Below are 22,760 nucleotides of genomic sequence, written 5' to 3' on the forward strand. Positions count from 1 at the left end.
CACTCCCGTTACACGGGGAGTGCACATGGAGTACCGGCGCCTCGGCCGATCTGGACTCAAGCTGTCGGCCCTTTCATATGGCAGTTGGATCACCTTTGGGACCGCGCTGGACGATGCGGGTGTCTGCGATTGTCTTGCGCTGGCTTACGAGAAAGGGGTCAATTTTTTTGACAGCGCGGAGGTCTATCTCGGCGGGGAAGCGGAGCGCATGCTCGGGCGAGCCATCAAGAGGCTGGCCTGGCCGCGAGACTCATTCTGCGTTTCCAGCAAGGTCCTGTATGGCACCGGAGATAATCACGATCCCGCCAAGACCGGCCGGCCGACCCAGCAAGGGTTGAGCAGGAAGCATATTATCGAAGCCTGTGACCAAGCCTTGCGGCGCTTCGGTCTCGACCATCTCGACCTCTACCTCTGCCATCGGCCCGATCCCGACATGTCCTTGCCGGAGATCGCGTTCACGATGGACAGCCTCATCCGGCAGGGGAAAGTCCTCTATTGGGGGACCTCGGAATGGCCTGCCTCGGACATCGAGGCGCTGATCGCCTTCGCCGACCGGAACCGCCTGATTCCGCCGCAGGTCGAGCAGCCCCAATACAATCTGTTCCACCGCGCGCGCGTGGAGCAGGAGTATCGGCCCGTCGCCGAGACGCACGGTGTCGGCCTGACCACCTGGTCGCCGTTGGCCTCCGGTGTTCTCGCGGGACGCTATGATGATGGCATCCCAGCCGGATCACGGCTGACAGCGGAAGGCTTTTCCTGGCTGTCGGACTTTGTCTTTGCCGGACGACAGGAGGAGATGCGCGCAGCGGCGCGGCGCCTTCAAGACATTGCCGCCGATCTCGGCGCCTCCCGCGCTCAGCTTGCCATCGCCTGGTGTCTGACCAACCCCTTGGTGAGCACGGTCATCCTCGGCGCTTCGAGTAAAGCCCAGCTCGCACACAACCTCGCCGCGATCGAATTGGTGGAAAAACTGACACCCGACATTCGGGACAGAATTTCGCAGGCCATGGCTTCCACGTCCAATCGTCCGAACTGAAGGCAAACGTCAAAGGGAAAACGTATGCAACACAAGCAGATCGTTGATCGAAGAACGTTTATCGGAACCGTGATGGGCGCGCCTCTCCTTAATGGCCTCGGCATCGTCCCCGCCACAGCCGAGCAAGCGAGCAGTCCAGCCCCCGCCGGGAGAGAAAACATGATCTATCAGTTGCGGATCTATGAGATATTCGAGCACAACAAGGCCGCGTTCCACGCCCGGTTCCGAGATCATGCCGTGCGCATCATGAAGCGTCACGGATTCGATATTAAAATCATGTGGGAAGCGCGGACGGGGGACCGGACGGAATTCGTTTATCTCCTCGAATGGCCCGACGAAGCGGCCTTGGCCGAGCGATGGGCCTCGTTCATGGCCGATCGGGAATGGTCGGACATCAAGGAGCGCACCGCGGCGGAGCACGGAAAGCTGGTGGGAGAAATACAGAGCCGGGTTCTCCACCGAACCGACTATTCTCCGCAACTCTGCTCGGACTGAGATAGCTCTGCGCAACGCGGTGGGATAAAAGGTGACGTTTCCCGCCCCACGGTGGGGCCGTCTGCTTCAGCACAGCGACCGGATGCTCTCGGTGCGGCCCATCGCCGTCATTGTCTTGCCTAGGATCGGCATCCAGGACAGTCTCGCGACAAGGCCCGCAGGCTCGGGTCCGGTCCGTCGGCGCGGCTCGGCGGCGCACAGCGCCGCCCTTGCGCCACCTTGGGAAATCGGAATGCGCGGGGTGTCGTCGTTTCCCGCGAGAAGGCGCCTTCCATCATCAATTTTCGGGGGACTGCCGAGCAGAGCCAGCAGCTCGCCGGGCGGGGCGCCGCACCAATCCTCCAGAGCCTGCCGGCTGTCGAATCCGACGGCGAGGCCTCCCGGCTGTCCGCAATCGACCCCGTTCCTGACGGGGCGGAACGAAACGCCTCAATCCGCTTGCCGCGGGGTTTCCAATTGGCCGACGATGAAATCAGCGCGATCCGCAACCGGCGCCCGGGGCAGAATTGTCACCTCATAACCCAGCTTCGGATAGGCAGCGAGCAAGCGCTCATATTCGGCTACCGCGGTGGACAGATCGTGCCGGCGCGCGTCATCGCCGCCGAAGATTTCCGGCCATGGCGGCGTCATAAAGACATTGCGGTGGTAGCGATGAGCGTTGCAGAGCACCTCGGCGATGGGTTCGCGGGTTGCGTACTCGAGCGCGACGGCGGCGTCGACCAGTCCCCGATCAAAGAACACCCACCCGGCGCGGGCCAGCGCCGCGGATCTGTCTTCCAGCGCCATGGCCACCGCGCGCCGCGCGAAAGCGGCCAGATCCACCCAAGGTAGGTCCGATCCGCCCTGGCGGATCTGCTCGGCGACAATGCGACGCCCGGGCTCTTCGACAACGGCAAAGCCACGGCGCGCGAGCTCGGCGATCAGCGTCGACTTGCCGCCGCCGGAGCAGCCTGAAATGACGACATAGCGTTCCATATCCATCACTCTATTCGGGGCGGGAGCCTGACGTTCGATCGGCATCCGCCGGGCGGCGGACGGGCTGGCCGGCTTCTCCTGCATCCAATGTGTCGCAAGGGCCTGGGCCGCAGTGAAGGGAAATGATCTATAAGGCCACGAGCCGCCATTGGAATGCCGCTCAGGAACGCACCGCGCCGTGTCCCCCGAAGGCCACATCCTCATCGTCGACGACGATGCCGAGATCCGACGCCTCGCCGGCAAGTTCCTGCGCGAGCACGGGCACAAGGTCACCGCCGCGCAGGATGCCCGCGAGATGCGGGAGGCGATGGCTGCCGGCACGGTGGACCTCGTCATCCTCGACATCATGCTGCCGGGGGTGAGCGGGCTCGATCTGTGCCGGGACATCCGCCGCACCTCGAACCTGCCCATCATCATGCTGACCGCCCGCGGCAGCGACGTGGACCGGATCGTCGGGCTGGAGCTCGGCGCCGACGATTACCTGGCGAAGCCCTTCAACCCGCGTGAGCTGCTCGCCCGCATCCATGCGGTGCTGCGGCGGACGCGGCTGGCTGACCCCGCCGCGGCCAGCGGCGGCACCTGCCTGGCGTTTTCCGGCTGGACGCTCGATACCCGGCGGCGGGAGCTGACCAACCCGGAAGGCGCCATCGTCGATCTGTCCACCGGCGAATACGACCTGCTGCTGACGTTCCTGGAACACCCCCAGCGGGTGCTGACGCGCGACCAGCTGATGGATGCCGCCAAGAACCGCGTCGCCACCGGCTTCGACCGGGCGATCGACATCCAGGTGAGCCGGCTGCGCCGGAAGCTCGATTCCAGCGGCGGGCCGGAGATGGTGAAAACGGTGCGCGGGGCCGGCTATTTCTTCGTCGCGGACGTGGCGCGCTCATGATCCGCGCCCTCGACAGCCTCGCCCTGCGGACGGCCGTGGTGGCGGTGGTGGGCATCGTCGTCGTCCATGTGCTGAGCCTGTGGACCTACGAGCACGCCATGGAGCGGGAGCGCCATGCGGCGCACGCCGTCCGCCTCGCCGACCAGGTCGTGGCGCTGCGCCGGTCGCTCGCTGCCGCACCTGCGGAGCGCCGGGAGGAGGTGGCCCATGCCCTGTCGGGGGGCGCCATCGATGCCCATTGGGGCCGCGCGGCCCTGGCGGCGACCGGGCTCCACGCCGACCCGTCCGCCGCGCACCTCGCCGCCGAAGTGCGCGCCCTCGCTCCGGAACTTGCCACAGCGGACATTCTGGTGGGCGCCGGGCCCGATCCGCACCTCAGCCTCGTGGCCGTGCGCCTGCCCGACGGGAGCTGGCTGAATGTGCGCCTGTTCGCCTCGGTGCCGCAGGCCGCGGGGGGGCACGGCTCCCTGCTCTCCACCACGCTGATGGCGGCGGGGGTGCTGCTCCTGTCCCTCGCCATCGCGGCGTGGCTCACACGGCCTTTGCGGGCCATGGCGCGCACCGTCGCGGCCCTGCCGCCGGATGCGGCGCGCATTCACCTGCCCGAGACGGGACCGAAGGAGGTGCGGGAGCTGGCCCATGCCTTCAACGGCATGCAGGCGCGCATCGCCGGCCTGGTGGAGCGGCGCACCCAGGCCCTCGCCGCGGTCTCCCACGACCTGCGCACGCCCATGACGCGCCTGCGCTTCCGCCTCGAGGACGTGAGCGATCCGGCGCTGCGCGAGGCCATCGCCGGGGACGTCGCGGAGATGGAGCAGATGGTCGAGGCCACGCTCTCCTACCTGCGCGGCGAGGCGAACGAAGAGCCCGTGCGGCCGCTCGATCTGGTGGCCCTGGTGGAGACCATCGTCGACGACGCGCGGGACCGGGGCCTCCAGGCCGATCTTGCGGCCCCGCCGCGCCTCATCGTCACGGGACGGCTCGTCAGCCTGAAGCGGATGGTGGGCAATCTGGTGGCAAATGCCCTCGCCTATGGCGGGTCCGCGCATGCGTCCATCGCGGACGAGGAGACGCACGTCGTGCTGGCGGTGCGGGACGAGGGACCGGGCATCCCGCAGGACCAGCTCGCCGCCGTGCTGGAGCCCTTCGTGCGGCTTGAGGCCTCGCGCAGCCGCGCCACCGGCGGCGTCGGCCTCGGCCTCACCATCGCCCGCGCCGTGGCCGAGGCGCACGGCGGGACGCTGACCCTCGCCAACGCCCCCGGCGGCGGCCTCATGGCGACGGTGCGCCTGCCCAAGGTCCAAGCTGAAACAAACTGATACAGAAGCGATACGCGGCGTGACGCGCCGCACGCTATCGCTCTCCCGTACCGGAATCGCCAGCGGACGGGTCGAGGCATGGGGCGCCATTTTCTGCGGAAAGCCGTCTTCGGCCTGTGCTGGCTTCTCGCCGGCGCGGCGCTGTCCGGCCCCGCTGTGGCCCACGAAGGCCACGACCACGGCGCGCCCCCGCCGCCCCCGGTGACGACGCTCGCCCCCCGCGCCGAGGCGGCCTCCGCCGATTTCGAGCTGGTGGCGGTGTTGCGCGAGGGCACCCTCACCATCCACCTCGACCGCTTCGCCGACAACGCCCCGGTGGATGGCGCCACGATCGAGGTGGACACGCCGCAAGGATCGCGGACCGCAAAGCCCGCGGGGCCGGGCACCTATGCGCTGCCGGTGCCCTTCGCCGCCACGCCGGGCGCCCACGACCTCGCCTTCACCGTTGCGGCCGGCGACGCGGTGGACGTTCTTGCCGCCACCTTGACCGTACCCGCGGCCGCAGCGCCATCGTCGGTCCCGCAGACGGCACCATCGGCGGTGCCGGCGCAGTTCGGCGGGCCGCGAGCCGACCTCCTCGCCGGCGTTCTGGCGGGGGGCCTCATCGGCTTCCTGGCCGGTGCGCTGGTCGTGTCCCGGCGCGCGGTCGCGCTCCTCATCCTCGGATCGCTCGGCGTCGCGCTTGCCGGTGTGCCCCGGGATGCCCAGGCGGCGGATAGGCAGCTCCCGGCCCGGGATGCCGCCCAGCGCCTCCCCGACGGTTCGGTGATCGTGCCCAAGCCGACCCAGCGCATCCTCGGCGTGCGCACCCTCGTCACCGCCGCGGGCACCTTTGCCGGCACGGTTGAATTGCCCGGCCGCGTGGTGCCGGACGCCAATGCCAGCGGCCTCGTCCAGACCGCCGTGGGCGGACGCCTCGCGCCGCCGGAGGGGGGCTTCAAGCCGCTCGGCACGACGGTCGCGGCCGGCGAGATCCTCGCTCATGTGCATCCGCCGATCGGCGCCTCGGACCTCAAGGACCTGGAGCAGCAGGGCTACGAGCTGGACCAGCAGATCGCCCTCGTGAAGCGCCGCTACGAGCGGCTTTCGGCCATTCCCAACGCCGTCACCCGGCGCGAGGTGGAGGAGGCGGAAATCGAGCTCAACGGCCTCAAGACCCGCCGGACCAAGCTGGAGCGGGTGCAGCGCGAGCCGGAGGCCCTGCGCGCGCCGGTGTCCGGCGTCATCGCCGCCGCCGACGCGGTCGCGGGCCAGATGGCGGACCCGAACACGGTGGTGTTCCGCATCGTCGATCCGCGCCGGCTGTGGGTGGAGGCGCTCGGCTTTTCGCCGGATGCCGGCCGGTCCGGTGCCACGGGGCGCCTGCCCAACGGGCGAACCGTGGCGCTCACCTTCCTGGGGGCAGGGATATCCGACCGCGCCCAGGCCCTTCCCCTCCTGTTTTCCGTCGCCTCGAATACCGGGGAGCTGCGCCCAGGCCAGTTCCTGACGGTGTTCGCGGAGGCCGGCGCCCCGCGCACGGGCATCGCCATCCCCCGCTCGGCGGTGGTGCGCGGGGCGAGCGGCCAACTCATGGCCTACGAGCACGTCAGCGCCGAGCGCTTCATGCCGCGCGAGGTGAAGACGGAGCCCCTCGACGCGTCCCGCGTGCTGGTGGTGGCGGGCCTCGCCCCCGGCCGCCGCATCGTCACCGACGGCGCCGAACTCCTCGACCAGATCCGCTGAGGCCGGCGATGTTCACGGTCCTCGTCACCCAGTCCCTGCGCCACCGCCTGCTGGTTCTGGCGCTGGCTCTGGTGCTGGTGGTCTACGGCGCCTATGCGGTCACGCGGCTGCCGGTGGACGTGCTGCCGGACCTCAACCGGCCCACCGTCACCATCATGACGGAGGCGGACGGCCTCGCCCCGGCGGAGGTGGAGCAACTCGTCACCTTCCCCCTGGAAACGGCCATGAACGGCCTGCCGGGCCTCGTCCGCCTGCGCTCGGTGTCCGGGGTCGGCCTGTCCGTCCTTTATGTGGAATTCGACTTCGGCACCGACATCTTCCGCAACCGCCAGCAGATCGCCGAGCGCCTCGCCCTCGTGCGCGACCGGCTGCCGGCGAACGTCGCCCCGCAGATGGGACCCATCAGCTCCATCATGGGGCAGGTCCTGATGTTCGCGGTGACGAGCGACACCGCATCGCCCATGGCGGTGCGGGAGGCGGCGGACTTCGTCATCCGCCCGCGCCTCCTCGCCATCCCCGGCATTGCGCAGGTCATTCCCATGGGCGGGGAGGTGCGGCAGTTCCGCGTCTCGCCGGACGTTTCTGCCATGCGCGCCTACGGCATCACGCTCGACGCGCTGGAAAAGGCGCTCTCCCAGTTCGGGACCAATTCCGGCGGCGGCTTCGCCGACCAGGGCGGCCGGGAATTCCTCATCCGCAACATCGCCCGCACCCTGAGCCTCGACCACCTGAAGACCCTCGTGCTGCCCCGCCCCGCCGGCGGCAATGTCTTCCTCCACCAGATCGCCCAGGTGGACTATGCCGCGCGGCTGAAGCGCGGCGATGCCGGCTATATGGGCCGGCCTGCCGTGATCCTTTCGGTGGAGAAGCAGCCGGAGGCCGACACCCTTGCCCTCACCGGTGTGGTGGAAGAGGCGGTCGCCGATCTCAACCGCACGCTGCCCGACGGCATCCGCATCTCCCCGCCCGTGTTCCGTCAGGCGGACTTCATCGCCGCCTCCATCGGCAATGTGGAGAAGGTGCTGCTGGAGGCCATGGCGGTGGTGGCGGTGGTGCTGTTCCTGTTCCTTCTCAACTGGCGCACCACCGTGATCTCGCTCACCGCCATCCCGGTGTCGATTCTCGCCACCGCCATCGTGTTCCACGCCTTCGGCCTCTCCATCAACACCATGACGCTGGGCGGCCTCGCCATCGCCATCGGCGAATTGGTGGACGATGCGGTGGTGGACGTGGAGAACATCTTCCGCCGCCTGCGCGAGAACGCCGCCGCTTCCGTGCCCCGTCCCGTATTCGACGTGGTGGTGGCGGCGAGCCGGGAGGTGCGCTCCGGCATCGTCTACGCGACCCTCATTATCGTGCTGGTGTTCGTGCCGCTGTTCGCGCTGCCCGGCATCGAGGGACGGCTGTTCGCGCCGCTGGGGCAGGCCTATATCGTCTCCATCCTCGCGAGCCTTCTGACCTCCATCACGCTCACGCCGGTGCTGGCCTTCTACCTGCTGCCGGCCCTCAGCCGCCATGCGGAGCGAGACGGCGCGCTGGTGCGGATGCTGAAGGGCGGCTACGCGGCGTTGCTCTCCACCGCCTTGCGCCACCCGCGGCTGGTGATGGCGGGAACCGCTTTCCTGTTCGTCGCCGCGCTGGCCGCGGCCACAGGCCTGCCGCGCGCTTTCCTGCCGCCGTTCAACGAGGGCTCGCTCACCATCTCCATGTCGTTCCGGCCCGGCCTGTCGCTGGCCGAGAGCCACCGCATGGGGCTTGTCGCCGAGACGCTGATCCTGGACGTGCCGGAAGTGAAGGCGGTGGCCCGCCGCACCGGCCGGGCGGAGCTGGACGAACATGCGGAGGGCGTGCACGCCTCCGAGATCGAGGTGGACCTTTCCCCCTCCGCCCGCAGCCGGGCCGAGATCACCGCCGACATCCGCGACCGCCTCTCCGTCCTGCCGGCGGCCTTCAACGTGGGCCAGCCCATCTCCCACCGTCTGGACCACATGCTCTCCGGCGTGCGGGCCGAGATCGCCCTGAAGCTGTACGGCGACGACCTCGACACCCTGCGCGCCACGGCGGAGAGCCTGCGCCAGCGCCTCGCCGGGATTAACGGCCTTGTCGACCTGCAGGTGGAGCGGCAGGTGCGGGTGCCGGAGGTGACGGTGCGCGTGGACTATGGCCGCACCGCCCTCTACGGCCTCCAGCCCGCCCAGGTGACGGACGCGCTGGCGCGGCTCTCCAACGGGCGCGTGGTCTCGACCCTCGTGGATGGCAACCGGCGCTTCGAGCTGGTCGTCCGCCTGGCCGATGCGACGCGCAGCGCCGAGGGGCTGGCCCGCCTCCTCATCGAGACGCCATCCGGCTGGGTGCCCCTGTCCGACGTGGCGGACGTGAAGGAGACGGACGGTCCGAACCAGATCCTGCGCGAAGGCGGACGCCGGCGCATCGTCGTGCTCGCCAACACCTCCGGCCGGCGCGACACGGCGGCCATCATCGCCGACATGCGCCGCGTGATCGCCGCGACCGACCTGCCGCCCGGCATGTCCGTGAGCCTCGAAGGCACCTTCGCGGCGCAGGAGGAAGCCATGCGCACCATCGGCGCGCTCGCGGCGGTGTCGCTGCTCCTGGTGTTCGCCATCCTCTACAGCCGCTACCGCTCGGCGCTGTTCGCGCTGGTCATCATGGGCAGCGTGCCGCTCGCTTTCATCGGCGCGGTGGTGGCCCTGTGGCTGGCCGGGCAGCCGCTTTCGGTGGCGAGCATGATCGGCTTCGTCACGCTCACCGGCATCGCCGCGCGCAACGGCATCCTGAAGATCAGCCACATCATCAATCTCGCCATCGTCGAAGGCCTGCCGTTCGGTTCGGCGCTCGTGGCGCGCGGGAGCCTCGAGCGGCTCACCCCGGTGCTGATGACGGCCGCCTCCGCCGGCATCGCTTTGCTGCCGCTCATGAGCGGGGCCGAGGTGCCGGGCAAGGAGATCCTGCATCCGGTCGCGGTGACCATCTTCGGCGGCCTCGTCAGCGCCACGCTGCTGGACGCCGTGCTCACCCCCGTCCTCGTCCTCGCCTACGGCCGCCGCCCGCTGGAGCGGCTGGTGGCGGCGGTGGGCGAGGACGGCCCCAACCCGGCCGCCGCCCGCGCGGATGCCTTTTGATCGGAGCCCGCCATGATCTTCCGCCCCCTTGCGTCGGCCCTCATCGCTCTTCCCCTTCTCGCGACGCCGCTCCTCGCGCACGAGCCCGGCACCGGCGCCAACGGCGGCGTGCGTGTGGACGCCGGGCATTTTCATGCGGAACTGGTGGTCGACGGGACGCCTGCCGTCTCGCTCTATCTCAGCGACGGCTCCGACAAGCCGGTTCCGGCCGACGGCTTCAAGGCCAATGCCATCCTGGTGGTGGACGGCAAGGCCCAACGCTTCCCTCTGACGCCCGCCGGCGGCAGCCGGCTTGCCGGGACCGCCCCGGTCGCCGTGCCCAAGGGCGTGAAGGGCGCCGTCCAGCTCACCGCGCCGGACGGCACAACGACCCAGGCGAAATACTGAACTCAATCCCTGCCTCGCCTCGTCTGCCCGGCGACGCACCCAGGAGGCCGACCATGACCCAACCTAAGCACCTGTCCTCCGTGTCCCGCCGCACCGTCCTCGCGGGTGGCGCCGCCGCCGGCGCGCTTGCCCTCTCCGGCGGGTGGAGCCGCGTCCTCGCCGCCCCGCTCATCACCGTGGAGAGCCTCACAATCGACGTGAACGGCAAGGCGGCCAAGGTCTTCGCCGTCAAGGGCCCGGCGGGCGAAGGCATCTTCGCGCAGGAGGGCGATCGCCTCGCAGGCGCGGTGCTCAATGCCTCGCAGGCGCCGGCGGTGATGCACTGGCACGGCCAGATCTTCGCGCCAGCGGATCAGGACCGCGCCCGCCCCGACGGCGGCGAACTCGCGCCCGGCGGGACGGACCAGGTGGACTTCCTGCTCACGCCCGGCACCCATTGGATGCATTCCCACACGCTGAGCGAACAGCAGTTGCTCGCCGCGCCCCTCGTCACCCGCGAGGCGGATGCCGGGGACGCGCAGGACGTGGTGGTGATGCTGCACGATTTCTCCTTCCGCAGCCCGGAGGAGATTCTCGCCGGCCTCGGTGGCGCGAACGCCCATGGCGACCACGGCGGCCACGGCGTGCACGGAGCAAGCCAGCCCGTGCCGGCCGCGGCGGGGATGGCGATGCCGGGAATGGACCATGCCGGCCACGGCATGGGCGGGATGGGCGGCGGGATGATGGGGACGGGCCAGAACGCGGGCCACATGGGGCACGGGATGGGCGCGGGCATGGGCGCAGGAATGGGCGCGGGCATGGGCGGCGGCATGATGGCCCACGCCAACGACGTCGACTACGACGCCTTCCTCGCCAACCGCCGCACCCTCGCCGATCCCGAGATAGTGCAGGTGGAGACGGGCGCAAAGGTGCGGCTGCGCATCATCAATGGCGGCACCGCCACGGCCTTCTTCATCAGCGTGCCGGGCCTCAAGCCGCGCTGCGTCGCGGTGGACGGCTCGCCCTGCATCCCCGTGGAGGCGGAGGCCTTTCCGCTGGCCCAGGGCCAGCGCATCGATCTTGTGGTGGATATTCCGGCGGGCGGCGGCGCCTTCCCGGTGCTGGCGCAGGTGGAGGCCTCGCCCCGGCGCACCGGCGTCATCCTGGCCACCGCCGGAGCGTCCGTCGCGCGCATCGCCGAGACCGCCGACCGTCCGCAGGGCCTGCTCGACCTCGCCTTCGAAGCGCGCCTGTCCGCCGGCAAGCCGCTCGCGCGGCGCACGGCGGACAAGGTCTTCCCCATCATGCTCGGCGAGGAGGCGGGCTATCGCTGGACCATCAATGGCCGCACCTATGGTGAGGCAAGGCCCTTCGCCGCCAGTCCCGGCGAGCGGGTGGAGATGACGTTCATGAACCCCACCACCATGAGCCATCCCATGCACCTGCATGGCCATCACTTCCAGGTGGTGGGCATCGGCGGGCGCCGCTTTTCCGGCGCGGTGCGCGACACGGTGATGGTGCCGCCGCACATGCCCGTCACCATCGCCTTCGATGCCGGGCCGAAGGGCGCATGGTTCCTGCATTGCCATCACCTCTACCACATGGCCACGGGCATGATGGCGGTGGTGGAGATCGCCTGACCCCGCGGCGGAGAGACCGTCAGGTCCGGCGACCAGACCATGGGCGGCGGCATGTGGGGATGGGGCTCTTCGGCCGCCTGGTGCCGGTCGGGCGCGGCAGCGTGGCGCCATCACCTATCTCGGGCGTTGAGGCGGAGCTCCGCCCGGACCGGAGGGGGCGCCGCTCAACGCGGGCACATTTGTCGCCTCGGACGCCCACGGGCCGCGCGGTTGCCGGGTGGCATGATTCGACAACGGGGCATTTGACGATCTCACGTCGGATCGGCGAGGCAGGCTCGGAACATGTGCTCGGCTTGGCGAACCGTCATACGTCTGGGCGCAAAGCTCTCGATCACAGTGCCGTCCGCGATCGCCGCCTCGCGCAGGCGGGCGAGCCCCTCGGAACCGGCATAGAGGCCAGGGACCGCCCGTTCAGCCATCTCGCGGAGGCGCGCGGGGGGCACCTGACTTTCGGTCCAGGACAGGGGAAAGCCGATATCGGCGTAAAGTTCTCTGAGCGCACCAACACTTGCCCGAATGGCTGCCGCCAGAGAGGCATCGCCCGGCAACCGGGCGCCGAGCGCCTCCGCGACCCGGATCGCTTTATGGGGGAGCACCGTCAGGTTGAATGCCAGCACGTGTGGCATGAGCACGCCGACGCCGAGCGTGTGGGGAAGGTCCAGGAGGCTTTCCAGGGGCAGCGACAAGGTATGGGCATGCCCGAGGCGGGCATTGCCGCAGGCCATGTTGGCCATGGATGCCGCGACGATTGCTGCCGTTCGGGCGGCTTCGTCGGAAACGGCGCAGACCGAGGAACGAAGGCCGCCGGCGAGCTGACGGATGGCCTCCAGCGCCAAGCCGTCGGTGATCGGAGACGCGGCGCCGCTGGTGAAGGCTTCGAGCGCGTGCGTCAGCGCATCGACGCCCGTCGCCGCTGCCACGGACGGCGGAAGGGACGCGAGCACCGCGGGATCGAGGATCGCGACGTTGGGAAAACTGAGCGGCCCGCCGCAAACGAGCTTGTCGTGGTGGTCATCGTCCTTCACCACCGTCCATTGGGACACCTCCGAGCCCGATCCCGCCGTCGTCGGAACCATGATCATCGGCAGCGGCCTGTTCTTGAAGTTGGCGACGCCGCTGCATGCGCGCAGCGATGTTCCATTGTTGGCCACGATGGCGATGCCTTTGCCCGCGCACATAACGGACCCGCCGCCGATACTGATGATGCCGTCGATGCCCTCGAGGCGGACACGCTCGCCTTGCGCATCGATCTGACGGACGCGCGCATCCACCTCGCAGTCCTCAAAGCGCACGATGTTCAGTCCACTGGCTTCGAGCAGCGACAGGGCATCGGCATAATAGGCTTGCCGGGAGATGACCGGGTCGGACACCACGAGGACGCGCGTCATGCCGAGTTCGACGGCCGAGCGCCCCAGGACACGCAACGCGCCGGCGCCGGAAACCACTTTCGTGGGCATGAAGAAGACGGAGGTCATGGACGAGTTCCTAGAATAGGGGGCGCCGCGGCAGGCACGCCGCCAGATGTTCGGCGCATCGGCGGGGCGCGGCCTCGCCGATGCGCCGGATCGTTCGCTCAGTGGGTCTTCACGACGACCTGTGCATCCAGAGCGGTGCCGCAGCCGGGGCAGAAGTCCTCCCGCAGCATCACCGCGGGCTCGATATGCCTCGGGCGGATACGGACGTGCAGCTCCGCAAGGCGCTCGGAAGCCGGGGCCTCATGGGTGTGACAGTGATCGTGCCAGTCACCTCCGACCCCCAACTCGGTTCCACAATGGAGGCAGACGTAGGCGCCGTCGCGCATGGCCACGCCCTTCGATACCGGTTCGGCGCCGGCCGGCAGTTCGCCCTCGCGCGCGGCGTCCTTGACCGGCTTGCCGATGCGCTGCCGGCGCAGCTCGGCCCTCCGACCGGCGGTCGCCTCCAGGTCGGCGACCTGGCCGCCTTCCGCGAGCACCACGCCGTACACGTCATAGGCAGCCGGTTCGGCAATGTAGCCGGACCGCAGGTCGCGGACCACGAGGGCAGGATCGCGCAGCAGGGGATCGCCGTAACCGCCGCCGCCGGCAATACGCTGCCAGAAGATGTCGCCGGCACGGATCGGGATACCCTGGGCGCTCAGTTCGAGCAGTTCCTTCCGTTCGAACGCGATGTCTTCGAGGTGGCTGATGCCCCCCGCCCGCAGGGCCTGCATGATGTTGGTGTTGCGCAGAATCTGATGCTCGCTTCCGCCGCCGGGATAGCCGCCGCCGTATCCTTCCGCGGGCACCTGGGCGGTCGGCGCGAAAACCGTCTGGTGCGCATCCGGGCAATCGTGGAGGGTCCAGGCGAAATCGAGCCCGAGGCCGCCGCGCTGGGCGCCCGGACCGCCGGTCTGGTAGTCGAGGCGGCGCCACAGATAGAGCACCGGATACATCAGCTCGTTCATCTCGACGTCCGGCAGCGTATGGCTCACCTGGCAGGTCATGCCGGAACAATCGAGCCCATCGAGCTGGGGCTGGGCGCCGGCGCCGTGGGCGCCTCCGTCCATGTTGAACAGAACGAAGAACGGCCCCTTCTCGCGCTCGCCGGCGGTGATGCCGCCGGTCCAGGAGTCCGGCCAGATGCCCTGCGTGCGTTCACGCAGCACCGGATCTTCGCTGCGTGAAAGCACCATGTTCATCAGCTTGACCACGAGGCGGACGACCCGCATGCCGGTTTCAATGTGGCCGTTGCTGATGGGCGATGGCGAGGTCGGATTGACGATCGTGTTCAGCGGCGCCTTGATGGTGATGGGGCTGAAGACGCCGTGATTGAGGGGGGTATCCCACGCGAGGATCGGGCTCAGCGCCGTCGCCACCGCGCCGACCGTGCTGCCCCAGGACGAGTTGACGAAGCCATCCGTCTGCGGGCTCGTTCCCGCGAAGTCCAGCGTCAGCCGGTCGCCGGCGATCGTCATCGCACAGTGAATGCGATAGAGGTCGTCCACATGGCCGTTGTGCTCCTGCCACTCGTCCGCCTCATAGACCCCGTCCGGCAGGCTGCGGATGCGGCTGCGGACAACGTCTTCGGCCATGTCGAAGCCGCGCTGCATGTAGCGGTCGAATTCGTCCAGGCCGAATTCATCCAGCGTCGCGCAGAGTCGCGCGGCGCCCACGTTGTTGGCCGCGACCAGGCTGCGGATGTCGTTCCACAGCAGGACCGGAAGACGCACGTTGTTGGTGATCATCAGCCGCACGGAATCGACCGGGGCGCCGCGTTCGAACACCTTCACACCCGGAGGCATGCGCAGCGCCTCGGAGAAGCAGTCGTAAGCCGCGGGCGCGAACCCGCCAGGACCCATCCCGCCGACATCCATCAGGTGGGCCTGCGACTGGGCGAAGGCAACGGGCTTGCCCTCATAGAAGATCGGCGACACCACCGTCACGTCCGGCGGATGCGTCGCGCCTGACGTGTGCGGATCGTTGCTGATGAAGGCATCGCCCGGGTACATCTGCGAAAGGGGGACGGCCTCGAGCAGCTTCTTCACCGCCACGCTGGCAGATCCGATGTGGAGCTGGATATAGTCGGAATAAGCGCACAGGCGCCCGGTGACGTCGAAAAGCGCGGTGTTGAAATCGCCCGCTTCGGTAATGACCGGCGAGCCCGCCGTGCGCATCATCGCGATGCCCATCTCCGAAACGATGGTTTCGAGGCGCATTCTCACCACTTCGACGGTGATCGGGTCGAAGTATTCGGCTTCCGGTTTGGTGGCCAGATTGTGCATCTGAGTTCTCCCTGGGTTCTGGATTAGTGCTGCGCCGCGCTGCCGGACGCCGAGGCAAGATCGATGACGTAGTTCGCGGAATTGTCCCGGTGAACGGTGGCGCGATCCGGCACGTAAATCGTCGTATCGGGCTCCTCGATGATGAGCGGCCCGCTTTCCATCTGGTCGATCGCAAGGCCGCGGAAGACCTTCACCTCGAAGGAGCGGCCGGTCATCGGGTCCGTGACCCTACGGCTGCTCCACGGCTGGGTCTTCGCCAGCCCGTCGACGCCGGTGCGGACGGTCGCGTTGGGAATCTCGAAGCGGCCGATGCCCTTGAGGCGGGAGTTGGTGACCAGAAGATCCGACTCCGTCCAGGCCGTGCCGACGCCGAACTCCGCCTCGTAATCCTGGACGAACCGCTTGCGCACCTCGTCCTTCCTGTCGTCAGTGAGGCGGACGGCCGGCATTCGGGTGGTCACGTCGAAGATCTGGCCGGCGAACTTCATGTCGGCCTCGCGAATGATTTCGCGATCCGCCATGGGAATGCCGTCTTCGTCGAACCAGGCCTGTACTAACCCCTCGAGCCGCTCGAAGCCTTCTTCAAGCTTCTCGAGGTTTTGGGAAAAGGAGAACGGGGTCGTCTGCACCACCGTGAACACCGAGTTCGAGTGCAGCAGGCCGTAGGCGGAGAACACCGAGGCCGTCACCGGGACGATGACGCGGGAAACATCGCACTCCCGCGCGATCGCCGCCGCGAACAGGCCGCAGGCGCCGCCGAACGAGACCATGGTGAAATCGCGGGGATCGTGCCCCCGGTTGATGGTGATGGTGCGGATCGCGTTCGCCATCTGGTGGATGGTGAGCCGATGAATGCCGGCGGCCGACTGCTCATCGCTCAGACCGAGGGGGCCGGACAGCGTGGTCCTGATGGCCTCGACCGCCCTCGCTTTGTCGAGCTTGATCGCGCCGCCCAGGAAATAGTCCGGGTCGAGCAGCCCAAGCACGACCGAAGCATCGGTAACGGTCGGGCGTGAGCCGCCCCGGCCGTAGCATGCGGGACCCGGCTCCGATCCGGCGCTGTGCGGGCCGACCCGCATCAGACCGCGGCTGTCGATCCACGCGATGCTTCCGCCGCCGGCGCCGATGGATGCAATGTCGACCGCCGTGAGTGTGGTGGGAAACTCGCCGAACTCGGCCCGCGGCAGGACGCGGTATTCACCGTCGAGGATCACGGCGGCGTCGAAACTGGTGCCGCCCATGTCGGCGGTGATGAGCCGGTCGACCGACAGCGCCTGGCTGAGGCGGCGGGCGCCCTCCGCGCCTCCGGCCGGACCGGAGTTGAACATCTTGATCGGCGCCTTGCTGGCCTCCTCCGCCGAGACGAACCCGCCGTCGACCTGCATGATCTTGACGCTGGTGCGCAGGCCCCGGTCGCGGAGCGCGTCGACCAGCTCCTTGAAATGGGTGGCGACGATGGGCTTTACCGCCGCGTCGAGGACGGTCGTCACCATTCTCTCGTATTCGCGGTAGACCGGGGCGATCTCCGAGGAAAGCGTGAACGGGATATGAGGGAATTCCTTGCGGATCAATTCCCCGACCTGGGCCTCATGGTCCATGTTCCGAAACGCCCAGAGGAAGCAGACCGCGAACGCCTTCACGCCGCTCGCGGCGAGTTGCTCCAGCTTGGCGCGAACGTCGTTCAGATCGAGCGGGACGATGACCTCGCCTTTGGCGTCGATCCGCTCGCGGATCTCGACGATGTCGGTGCGATCGACGATGTCGGAGCGCGGCCGGATCTGATGGGCGTCCCGGGACGGCCCGCGGGAGGACCGCGCGATGCGCAGCGTGTCGCGGAATCCGGCCGTCACCAGGAGGCCGACGCGGGCGAACTTCAGCTCGTCCACGGCATTGGTGACGATGGTGTTGCCAAGGACGAACTTGGACACGTCCTTGAAGAAGGCCGCCTCGTCCGCGGCGCCGACCTGCTCCTGCACCACGCGCAGGGCATTGAGGATGCCGCTCGTCACGTCTTTGGTGGAATAGGCCTTGCCCCTGATGATTTCGCCGTTGATGGCAACCGCCGCGTCGGTAAAGGTACCCCCGACGTCGACGCCAATCTGGATACTCATCGCGTTTCTCCCTGGTTTTGAGCGATTCTCGAAGTAAAACGGGTACAGAAGGCCCGTGATCTAGAACACCTGCATCAGGCGCAGGGTGCCCCGGAAGGCCTCCGGAAACCCGCCGGACGTGTTGAAGTCACGCTGGATCAGGCTGAGCACCTGGAATGTCGGCGTGATAAACTTCGAAAGTTCGAAGCGAACCTGGTCTCTCTCGGTGGCGTTACCGGTCGGGCGCCCGTCTAGAAATTCGTCGCCACCCCAGTATTTCGAATAGCCGATGGAGGCCTGCCAGGTGTCCGCAAAGCTGTAAGACAGCCAGGCCTGGAACTGAAACGTCGTGTCCTGCGAAAGCACCTGCGACCCGATGCCGGCGTTCGTATTGTCGCCGTACCAGATCGCGTCGCAGGTGATCTGGAAGGAGAATCCGTTTCCTAAACCCTGATACCAGCCGGCCTGGGTATCGAGCTTCCAGCGGTTCTCGCCCATATTGAGACTAGCCGCGGGATTGTATTGGCCGACGGGAATGAAGAGATAGGGCGTGATCCCGATGTAGGTCTGCGTGGCCTTGTTGTTGACCATCCAGAAGGCGACAGCGACGATCGGGTCGCCGAAGCCCGCGGCGCTGTCCAGCTCCAAGCCGCCGATCCGCCCGTTATACAGGGTGCCCGCGGGAATCAGCACTTCGGGAGCCACGGTAAACCCGGCAATATCGAAATAATGGACGTAGCGCAGAACGTTGACGTAAGAATCGAGCCCGGTGTTCCGGGTCAAGCTCACGCCGGAGGTGCTTATGTATTCGCTGCGCGCGGCATACTGGGCGTAGTAGAGCAGCAGGTTCGTTCCGGCCGGTAGGGGCACGTAATCGGAGGCGTCGACGTCAACGGCCCGGGCCTCCCCGCACGCAAGCAGAATGAAGGCGGCCGCAACGGCCGTCGCGCGCCGCCGCAGGATGGCAGGAGCCGCCCGCTTCGCGGTGGCGCGTTGGGCGTCAGCGAGCTCTTGGACCGGGTCCGGCGCCGCATAAATGAAGCGTTTCATGTTTCCTCTCCGAAAGATGTCGTTTTTTGTTGCCTTGGCAGGCGCGGGCGCGGAGCGCGGGCGGCCCGGGCCGGCGAGCTGTTGGTCTTGCTCGCGAATGCTCCCATCCATCTGGCGCCGGCATTGGCGTGGCGGCGGCAGGCTGGGGCCGGTCCGGGAGATCTCTCCCCCAGACCTGGAAAATTCCGGCGGCGCCCTCAGTCGACGGAGGGGCTGCCGGTGGTCCCGCATTTCAGCGGATGTCTTCGCGGCCATCCGCCGCGCGGGCGGGCTGGGTTAAGGAAGCGGGCAGAAGCGTCCGCCTCTCTCACTCTGAGCGCCGCCACCGAAAACATGGCGCCAATGGTCCCGCATTGATCCTAGCGATCTGCCGTCAGACCATTGTCTTAAGGATGTCTTTCCATTCCAGTTCGCAGAAATATTGAGCTACTGCAGCGTGAACGGATTGGAGATTGAAGAGACGCCGTTCAGGAAGACGCTCTTCGGCTCCAGATATTCCATGATCGCTGCGGCGCCGTTTTCCCGGCCGATGCCGGAATGCTTGATACCCCCGAACGGGGCGAGATAGCTGACGACCCTGTAGGCGTTGACCCAGACCGTCCCGGCCTGGAGGCGTTTCGGCAATTCCAGCGCCCGCGCCAGGCTGGTGGTCCAGAAGCCCGCCGCGAGGCCATAGTCGGTGTCGTTGGCCATCGCGACGGCTTCGTCGTCGGTCTCGAACGTCAGCACGCAAAGCACAGGGCCGAACACCTCCTCGCGCGCGATGCGCATGTCATTGCGGACGTTAGTGAAAATGGTTGGCTCGACGAACCAGCCTTTGGCGCAGTCGCCGCTCGTGACGCGGTTGCCGCCGAGGATACAGGTCGCACCTTCTGCCTTGGCGATCTCGATATAGCTCAGCACCTTTTCAAGCTGGGGCTCGGTCGCGACCGGGCCGACATCGGTGTCCGGGCGATTGGGGTCGCCGATCCGGGCCTGCTTCATCCGCTCCACCAGCTTGCTGATGAAGGCATCGGCGATCGACCTGTGCAGCAGCAACCGCGATCCAGCCATGCACGTCTGGCCCGCAGCGGCGAAAACTCCCGAGATCACGCCCTTGACCGCGGCATCGAGGTCAGCATCGGCGAAGACGATGTGCGGAGATTTCCCGCCAAGTTCGAGGGAAACACGCTTGAACTGGCGGGCGGCCGCCTCTGAGATCTTCGCGCCGCCCACATCGGAGCCGGTGAAGGCGATTCGGCGCACCAAGGGATGTTCGACCACGGCCCGGCCGGCCTCATCTCCGAAGCCTGTCACGACATTGACCACGCCGGGGGGGAATCCGGCTTCCTCGAACAGGCGGGCAAGACCGAGCATCGAGGCGGTTGCGTGCTCGGAGGGCTTCACCACGACCGTGTTGCCGGCCGCGAGCGCCGGCGCGAGCTTCCATACGGTCAGCAGGAGGGGGGAGTTCCACGGCGTGATCGCACCGACCACGCCGACGGGTTCGTAGGCCACGTAGTGGAACATCCCGGCCTTGTCGATCGGGGTGACATGGCCTTCGATCTTGTCGGCAAGGCCACCATAATAGTGGAACCAGCGGGGCAGATACTGCATCTGCCCCAGCATCTCGGTCATCAGCTTGCCATTGTCGCGGACCTCGAGATCGGCGAGATGCTGGGCATCGGCCGCGATCAGATCGCCGAGCCTGTGCAGCAATAGCCCGCGATCGCTGGCGGTCATCCTGGACCACGGACCCGTGCGAAATGCGGCGTCGGCCGCCCGCACAGCGCGATCCACATCGCCCGCATCCGCCCGCGGCAGACGCGCCCACGCTTCGCCCGTGCAGGGGTTCTTGGATTCGAACCAGCGACCCGCGCCGGCACGGCACCATGCGCCGTCGATGAACATTTCGAGGGTCCGGACGCCTTCGTCCTCGTTCGCGTCGCCGGCATAGCCGGCGGGGGCCAGGGCAACCTTCTGTTTCGATCTGATGTCCATCATGAAATCCAATGCGATAGTGGTTCAACCGGCGGTGCGGATGCGTGTGGAATTCAGTGTGGGCGGCTCAGCTCACGACGGATGAAGTCTCGGGCGAGAGCGAGCGCAGCGAGGTCGACACCGGTATCGAACCCCAGCGCCGTCAGTCGGGCGACAAGCTTTTCCGTGGCGAGGTTTCCCGCTGCGCCGGGGGAATAGGGGCACCCACCGAGGCCGGCGATCGCGCTGTCTACCGTGCCGATCCCCAGCCTGATCGCCCGCTCGGTATTGTCCAGCGCGCGGCCCCCGGTATCGTGGAAGTGGACGGCGAGGCGCGCGGCCGGGACACGCGCCAGCGCGGCAGCGATCATCGCCTCGGCTCGGTCGGGAGTGCCCTGTCCGGTGGTGTCGCACAACGACACCTCGTAGCAGCCGAGGTCCGTCAGTTGGGCGGTGAGATCTGCGGCGGCGTCCGGATGAACCCATCCCTCGTAGGGACAATGGAGAGCGCACGAAACGTAGCCACGGACGCGAATGCCGCTGGCCGTCGCCGCCGCGATGACCTCGGCGAAGCGCCCCATGGCGGTGGCACGGTCGGCATTCAGGTTGGCCCGTGAGAAGGCTTCGGTCGCGGCGGCGAAGACCGCGACCGTTTCTGCCCCCGCGGCGCGAGCTGCCTCAAGGCCCTTGAGGTTGGGAACGAGCACCGGGAGCACCACGTCGCCACCCGGGTCGAGGCCGGCGAGGACCCGGTCCGTTCCCTCCATCTGGGGAACCCATCGCGGCGACACGAAGCTTCCGGCCTCCATCGTCTTGAGGCCGGCATCGATCAGGAGCCGGATGAGTGCGATCCTGGCTGCAACCGGAACGACGCGCGTCTCGTTCTGGAGGCCGTCCCTGGGACCAACCTCGACCACGCGAATGGGGCGGGAGCCCCCCTCGGACGGGAGGGTGATACTCATATGACGCCTCCTGCGCGGAGGGTTTCGATGTCCTCTTCGCCATATCCGAGGCGCCCGGCCAGGATTTCGCGTGTGTGTTGTCCCAGTCGAGGCCCGGTCCACCGCACGGCACCGGGTGTGCGGCCGAGGCGTGGGAAGGTACCCTGCATGGTCACGGGGCCAATGTCCGGATCGGGGACCTCGATGATCGCGCTGCGGTCGCGGAAATGCGTATGCCGCGCAACTTCGGCGGCGGTGTTTACCACGCCCGCAGGGATGCCGTGGCGGTCCATCAGAGCCACGATGTCCGACTGAACGTGACCGGCGGTCCATTCTGCGATGATCGCATCGATCTCGGCTTGATGACGGCCTCGCTCGATGTGCGATGCGAACCGCGGATCCTCCGCCAGGTCGGGACGCTCCATGGCCGCGCACAAGGATCGAAAGAGCCCATCCGCATTGGCGGCGATAATCACCGACGTCCCGTCAGCGGTGGGGTAGAGGTTGGACGGAGCAATGCCGGGAAGCGCCATGCCCGCCCGCTGGCGGATGGCGCCGCTGTCGGCGTACTCGGCGATGATGCTTTCCATCACCCCCAGCACGCTTTCGGTGATGGCAACGTCCACATCCTGTCCGCAACCGCCGATCCGATCCCGGGCGGCGAGCGCCGCCAGAGTGCCGATGGCCGAATAGAGGCCGGCAAGAGAATCCCCGATCGAGATGCCCACCCGGACCGGCGGCCGGTCGGGAAAGCCCGTCAGGGTTCTAAGACCCGCTTCCGCCTCCGCTACGGCGGCAAAGCCCGCCTTGTTGCGCAGGGGTCCCGTTTGGCCGAAGCCGGACACGCGGGCGACGATCAATCCGGGATTGTCCCGGCGAAGAATCTCGGGCGCGAGGCCCCACGCCTCCAGCACTCCCGGGCGGAAGTTCTCGATGAGCACATCGGCGGTCCGAACGAGGTCACGGAAGACCGCCTGTCCTTCGGGCCGACGCAGGTCGAGCGTCAGGCTCCGCTTGTTGCGCGAAATGATGGACCACCAGAGCGATTGGCCGTTTGATGCCTTCACGGCGCCCCAGTTGCGCATGGCGTCGCCGGAGAGCGGCGGCTCGATCTTGATGACGTCGGCGCCGAGATCTCCGAGGATCTGGCCGCAGAACGGTCCAGCGATGAACGAGCCGGCTTCCACCACCTTCAGGTGGGACAGCGCCTGGCCTTGCCCAGCCATCATGGAACGGCCTCCCGCCGCCTCGATTGTTGTCGGACGCTCACCCCGCTCTTTGGCAGTCCCGGTGGCATCGCCTATAAAGGGTTCTACTACAGGAGATTCTGCTTTGGAAGAAAAATCTTCGATAGGAGATTTTTGGATCGCTGAACGTCGCGCTGGCGCGG

The 22,760-nt window shown here is 67.8% G+C and carries 16 protein-coding genes; 8 read left to right on the top strand and 8 right to left on the bottom strand.

What is annotated here, in order from left to right:
* Nucleotides 1–25 precede the first annotated feature (25 nt).
* Both ABLE88_RS17695 and ABLE88_RS17700 read left to right on the top strand, forming a co-directional pair.
* Nucleotides 26–1,036 (top strand): aldo/keto reductase, encoded by a 1,011-nt coding sequence (locus ABLE88_RS17695; protein WP_348833025.1) that lies wholly within the window; start codon nt 26–28, stop codon nt 1,034–1,036.
* Nucleotides 1,037–1,060: 24 nt separating this feature from the next.
* Nucleotides 1,061–1,531, top strand: coding sequence for an NIPSNAP family protein (locus ABLE88_RS17700; RefSeq protein ID WP_348833026.1), 471 nt, complete (start codon nt 1,061–1,063; stop codon nt 1,529–1,531).
* A gap of 429 nt (nt 1,532–1,960) precedes the next feature.
* On the opposite strand, the gene ABLE88_RS17705 is transcribed toward ABLE88_RS17700, so the two are convergent.
* Nucleotides 1,961–2,506 (bottom strand): AAA family ATPase, encoded by a 546-nt coding sequence (locus ABLE88_RS17705; RefSeq protein ID WP_348833362.1) that lies wholly within the window; start codon nt 2,504–2,506, stop codon nt 1,961–1,963.
* A gap of 178 nt (nt 2,507–2,684) precedes the next feature.
* Between ABLE88_RS17705 and ABLE88_RS17710 the strand changes: the two genes are divergently transcribed.
* From ABLE88_RS17710 to ABLE88_RS17735, 6 genes are all read left to right on the top strand, one after another.
* A complete protein-coding gene (locus ABLE88_RS17710; protein WP_348833027.1) occupies nt 2,685–3,398 on the top strand; it encodes a response regulator in 714 nt (237 codons plus the stop codon).
* On the top strand, nt 3,395–4,717 hold the full coding sequence (locus tag ABLE88_RS17715; RefSeq protein WP_348833028.1) for an ATP-binding protein: 1,323 nt from the start codon (nt 3,395–3,397) through the stop codon (nt 4,715–4,717). The genes ABLE88_RS17710 and ABLE88_RS17715 overlap by 4 nt, the downstream gene beginning before the upstream one ends.
* A 78-nt stretch (nt 4,718–4,795) precedes the next feature.
* The gene (locus ABLE88_RS17720; RefSeq protein WP_348833029.1) at nt 4,796–6,442 is read left to right on the top strand and encodes an efflux RND transporter periplasmic adaptor subunit; all 1,647 of its coding nucleotides are present in this window, start codon (nt 4,796–4,798) and stop codon (nt 6,440–6,442) included.
* 8 nt (nt 6,443–6,450) lie between these two features.
* The gene (locus ABLE88_RS17725; protein ID WP_348833030.1) at nt 6,451–9,582 is read left to right on the top strand and encodes an efflux RND transporter permease subunit; all 3,132 of its coding nucleotides are present in this window, start codon (nt 6,451–6,453) and stop codon (nt 9,580–9,582) included.
* Nucleotides 9,583–9,594: 12 nt separating this feature from the next.
* Nucleotides 9,595–9,969, top strand: coding sequence for a hypothetical protein (locus tag ABLE88_RS17730; RefSeq protein ID WP_133863543.1), 375 nt, complete (start codon nt 9,595–9,597; stop codon nt 9,967–9,969).
* A 53-nt stretch (nt 9,970–10,022) separates the two neighbouring features.
* Nucleotides 10,023–11,588 (top strand): multicopper oxidase family protein, encoded by a 1,566-nt coding sequence (locus tag ABLE88_RS17735; protein ID WP_348833031.1) that lies wholly within the window; start codon nt 10,023–10,025, stop codon nt 11,586–11,588.
* 251 nt (nt 11,589–11,839) lie between these two features.
* Here ABLE88_RS17735 and ABLE88_RS17740 read toward each other — a convergent pair whose 3' ends face one another.
* The 7 genes from ABLE88_RS17740 to ABLE88_RS17770 all read right to left on the bottom strand — a co-directional run bounded on the left by ABLE88_RS17740 (nt 11,840) and on the right by ABLE88_RS17770 (nt 22,599).
* A complete protein-coding gene (locus ABLE88_RS17740; RefSeq protein WP_348833032.1) occupies nt 11,840–13,063 on the bottom strand; it encodes an iron-containing alcohol dehydrogenase in 1,224 nt (407 codons plus the stop codon).
* Between the two features lie 98 nt (nt 13,064–13,161).
* Nucleotides 13,162–15,330: a hydantoinase B/oxoprolinase family protein gene (locus tag ABLE88_RS17745; RefSeq protein ID WP_348833033.1), complete on the bottom strand. Its 2,169-nt coding sequence runs from the start codon at nt 15,328–15,330 to the stop codon at nt 13,162–13,164.
* Between the two features lie 23 nt (nt 15,331–15,353).
* The gene (locus tag ABLE88_RS17750; RefSeq protein ID WP_348833034.1) at nt 15,354–17,441 is read right to left on the bottom strand and encodes a hydantoinase/oxoprolinase family protein; all 2,088 of its coding nucleotides are present in this window, start codon (nt 17,439–17,441) and stop codon (nt 15,354–15,356) included.
* A gap of 60 nt (nt 17,442–17,501) precedes the next feature.
* Nucleotides 17,502–18,470 (bottom strand): transporter, encoded by a 969-nt coding sequence (locus tag ABLE88_RS17755; RefSeq protein ID WP_348833035.1) that lies wholly within the window; start codon nt 18,468–18,470, stop codon nt 17,502–17,504.
* A gap of 426 nt (nt 18,471–18,896) precedes the next feature.
* Entirely contained in the window at nt 18,897–20,360 is a 1,464-nt protein-coding gene (locus ABLE88_RS17760; RefSeq protein ID WP_348833363.1) for an aldehyde dehydrogenase, read from the bottom strand.
* A 143-nt stretch (nt 20,361–20,503) separates the two neighbouring features.
* A complete protein-coding gene (locus tag ABLE88_RS17765) occupies nt 20,504–21,391 on the bottom strand; it encodes a hydroxymethylglutaryl-CoA lyase (RefSeq protein WP_348833036.1) in 888 nt (295 codons plus the stop codon).
* Nucleotides 21,388–22,599, bottom strand: a complete 1,212-nt coding sequence (locus ABLE88_RS17770) for a CaiB/BaiF CoA transferase family protein (RefSeq protein ID WP_348833037.1) — start codon at nt 22,597–22,599, stop codon at nt 21,388–21,390. The genes ABLE88_RS17765 and ABLE88_RS17770 overlap by 4 nt, the downstream gene beginning before the upstream one ends.
* Nucleotides 22,600–22,760 lie beyond the last annotated feature (161 nt).

The sequence above is a fragment of the Xanthobacter luteus genome (assembly GCF_040049235.1).
In the GTDB taxonomy this organism is placed as follows: Bacteria; Pseudomonadota; Alphaproteobacteria; order Rhizobiales; family Xanthobacteraceae; genus Xanthobacter.

Bases quoted from the DNA above. Each gene is read 5' to 3' on its own strand.
- ABLE88_RS17695 (WP_348833025.1), top strand. From the start codon at position 26: ATGGAGTACCGGCGCCTCGGCCGATCTGGACTCAAGCTGTCGGCCCTT.
- ABLE88_RS17700 (WP_348833026.1), top strand. From the start codon at position 1,061: ATGCAACACAAGCAGATCGTTGATCGAAGAACGTTTATCGGAACCGTG.
- ABLE88_RS17705 (WP_348833362.1), bottom strand. From the start codon at position 2,506: ATGGAACGCTATGTCGTCATTTCAGGCTGCTCCGGCGGCGGCAAGTCG.
- ABLE88_RS17715 (WP_348833028.1), top strand. From the start codon at position 3,395: ATGATCCGCGCCCTCGACAGCCTCGCCCTGCGGACGGCCGTGGTGGCG.
- ABLE88_RS17720 (WP_348833029.1), top strand. From the start codon at position 4,796: ATGGGGCGCCATTTTCTGCGGAAAGCCGTCTTCGGCCTGTGCTGGCTT.
- ABLE88_RS17725 (WP_348833030.1), top strand. From the start codon at position 6,451: ATGTTCACGGTCCTCGTCACCCAGTCCCTGCGCCACCGCCTGCTGGTT.
- ABLE88_RS17730 (WP_133863543.1), top strand. From the start codon at position 9,595: ATGATCTTCCGCCCCCTTGCGTCGGCCCTCATCGCTCTTCCCCTTCTC.
- ABLE88_RS17735 (WP_348833031.1), top strand. From the start codon at position 10,023: ATGACCCAACCTAAGCACCTGTCCTCCGTGTCCCGCCGCACCGTCCTC.
- ABLE88_RS17740 (WP_348833032.1), bottom strand. From the start codon at position 13,063: ATGACCTCCGTCTTCTTCATGCCCACGAAAGTGGTTTCCGGCGCCGGC.
- ABLE88_RS17745 (WP_348833033.1), bottom strand. From the start codon at position 15,330: ATGCACAATCTGGCCACCAAACCGGAAGCCGAATACTTCGACCCGATC.
- ABLE88_RS17750 (WP_348833034.1), bottom strand. From the start codon at position 17,441: ATGAGTATCCAGATTGGCGTCGACGTCGGGGGTACCTTTACCGACGCG.
- ABLE88_RS17755 (WP_348833035.1), bottom strand. From the start codon at position 18,470: ATGAAACGCTTCATTTATGCGGCGCCGGACCCGGTCCAAGAGCTCGCT.
- ABLE88_RS17760 (WP_348833363.1), bottom strand. From the start codon at position 20,360: ATGTTCATCGACGGCGCATGGTGCCGTGCCGGCGCGGGTCGCTGGTTC.
- ABLE88_RS17765 (WP_348833036.1), bottom strand. From the start codon at position 21,391: ATGAGTATCACCCTCCCGTCCGAGGGGGGCTCCCGCCCCATTCGCGTG.
- ABLE88_RS17770 (WP_348833037.1), bottom strand. From the start codon at position 22,599: ATGATGGCTGGGCAAGGCCAGGCGCTGTCCCACCTGAAGGTGGTGGAA.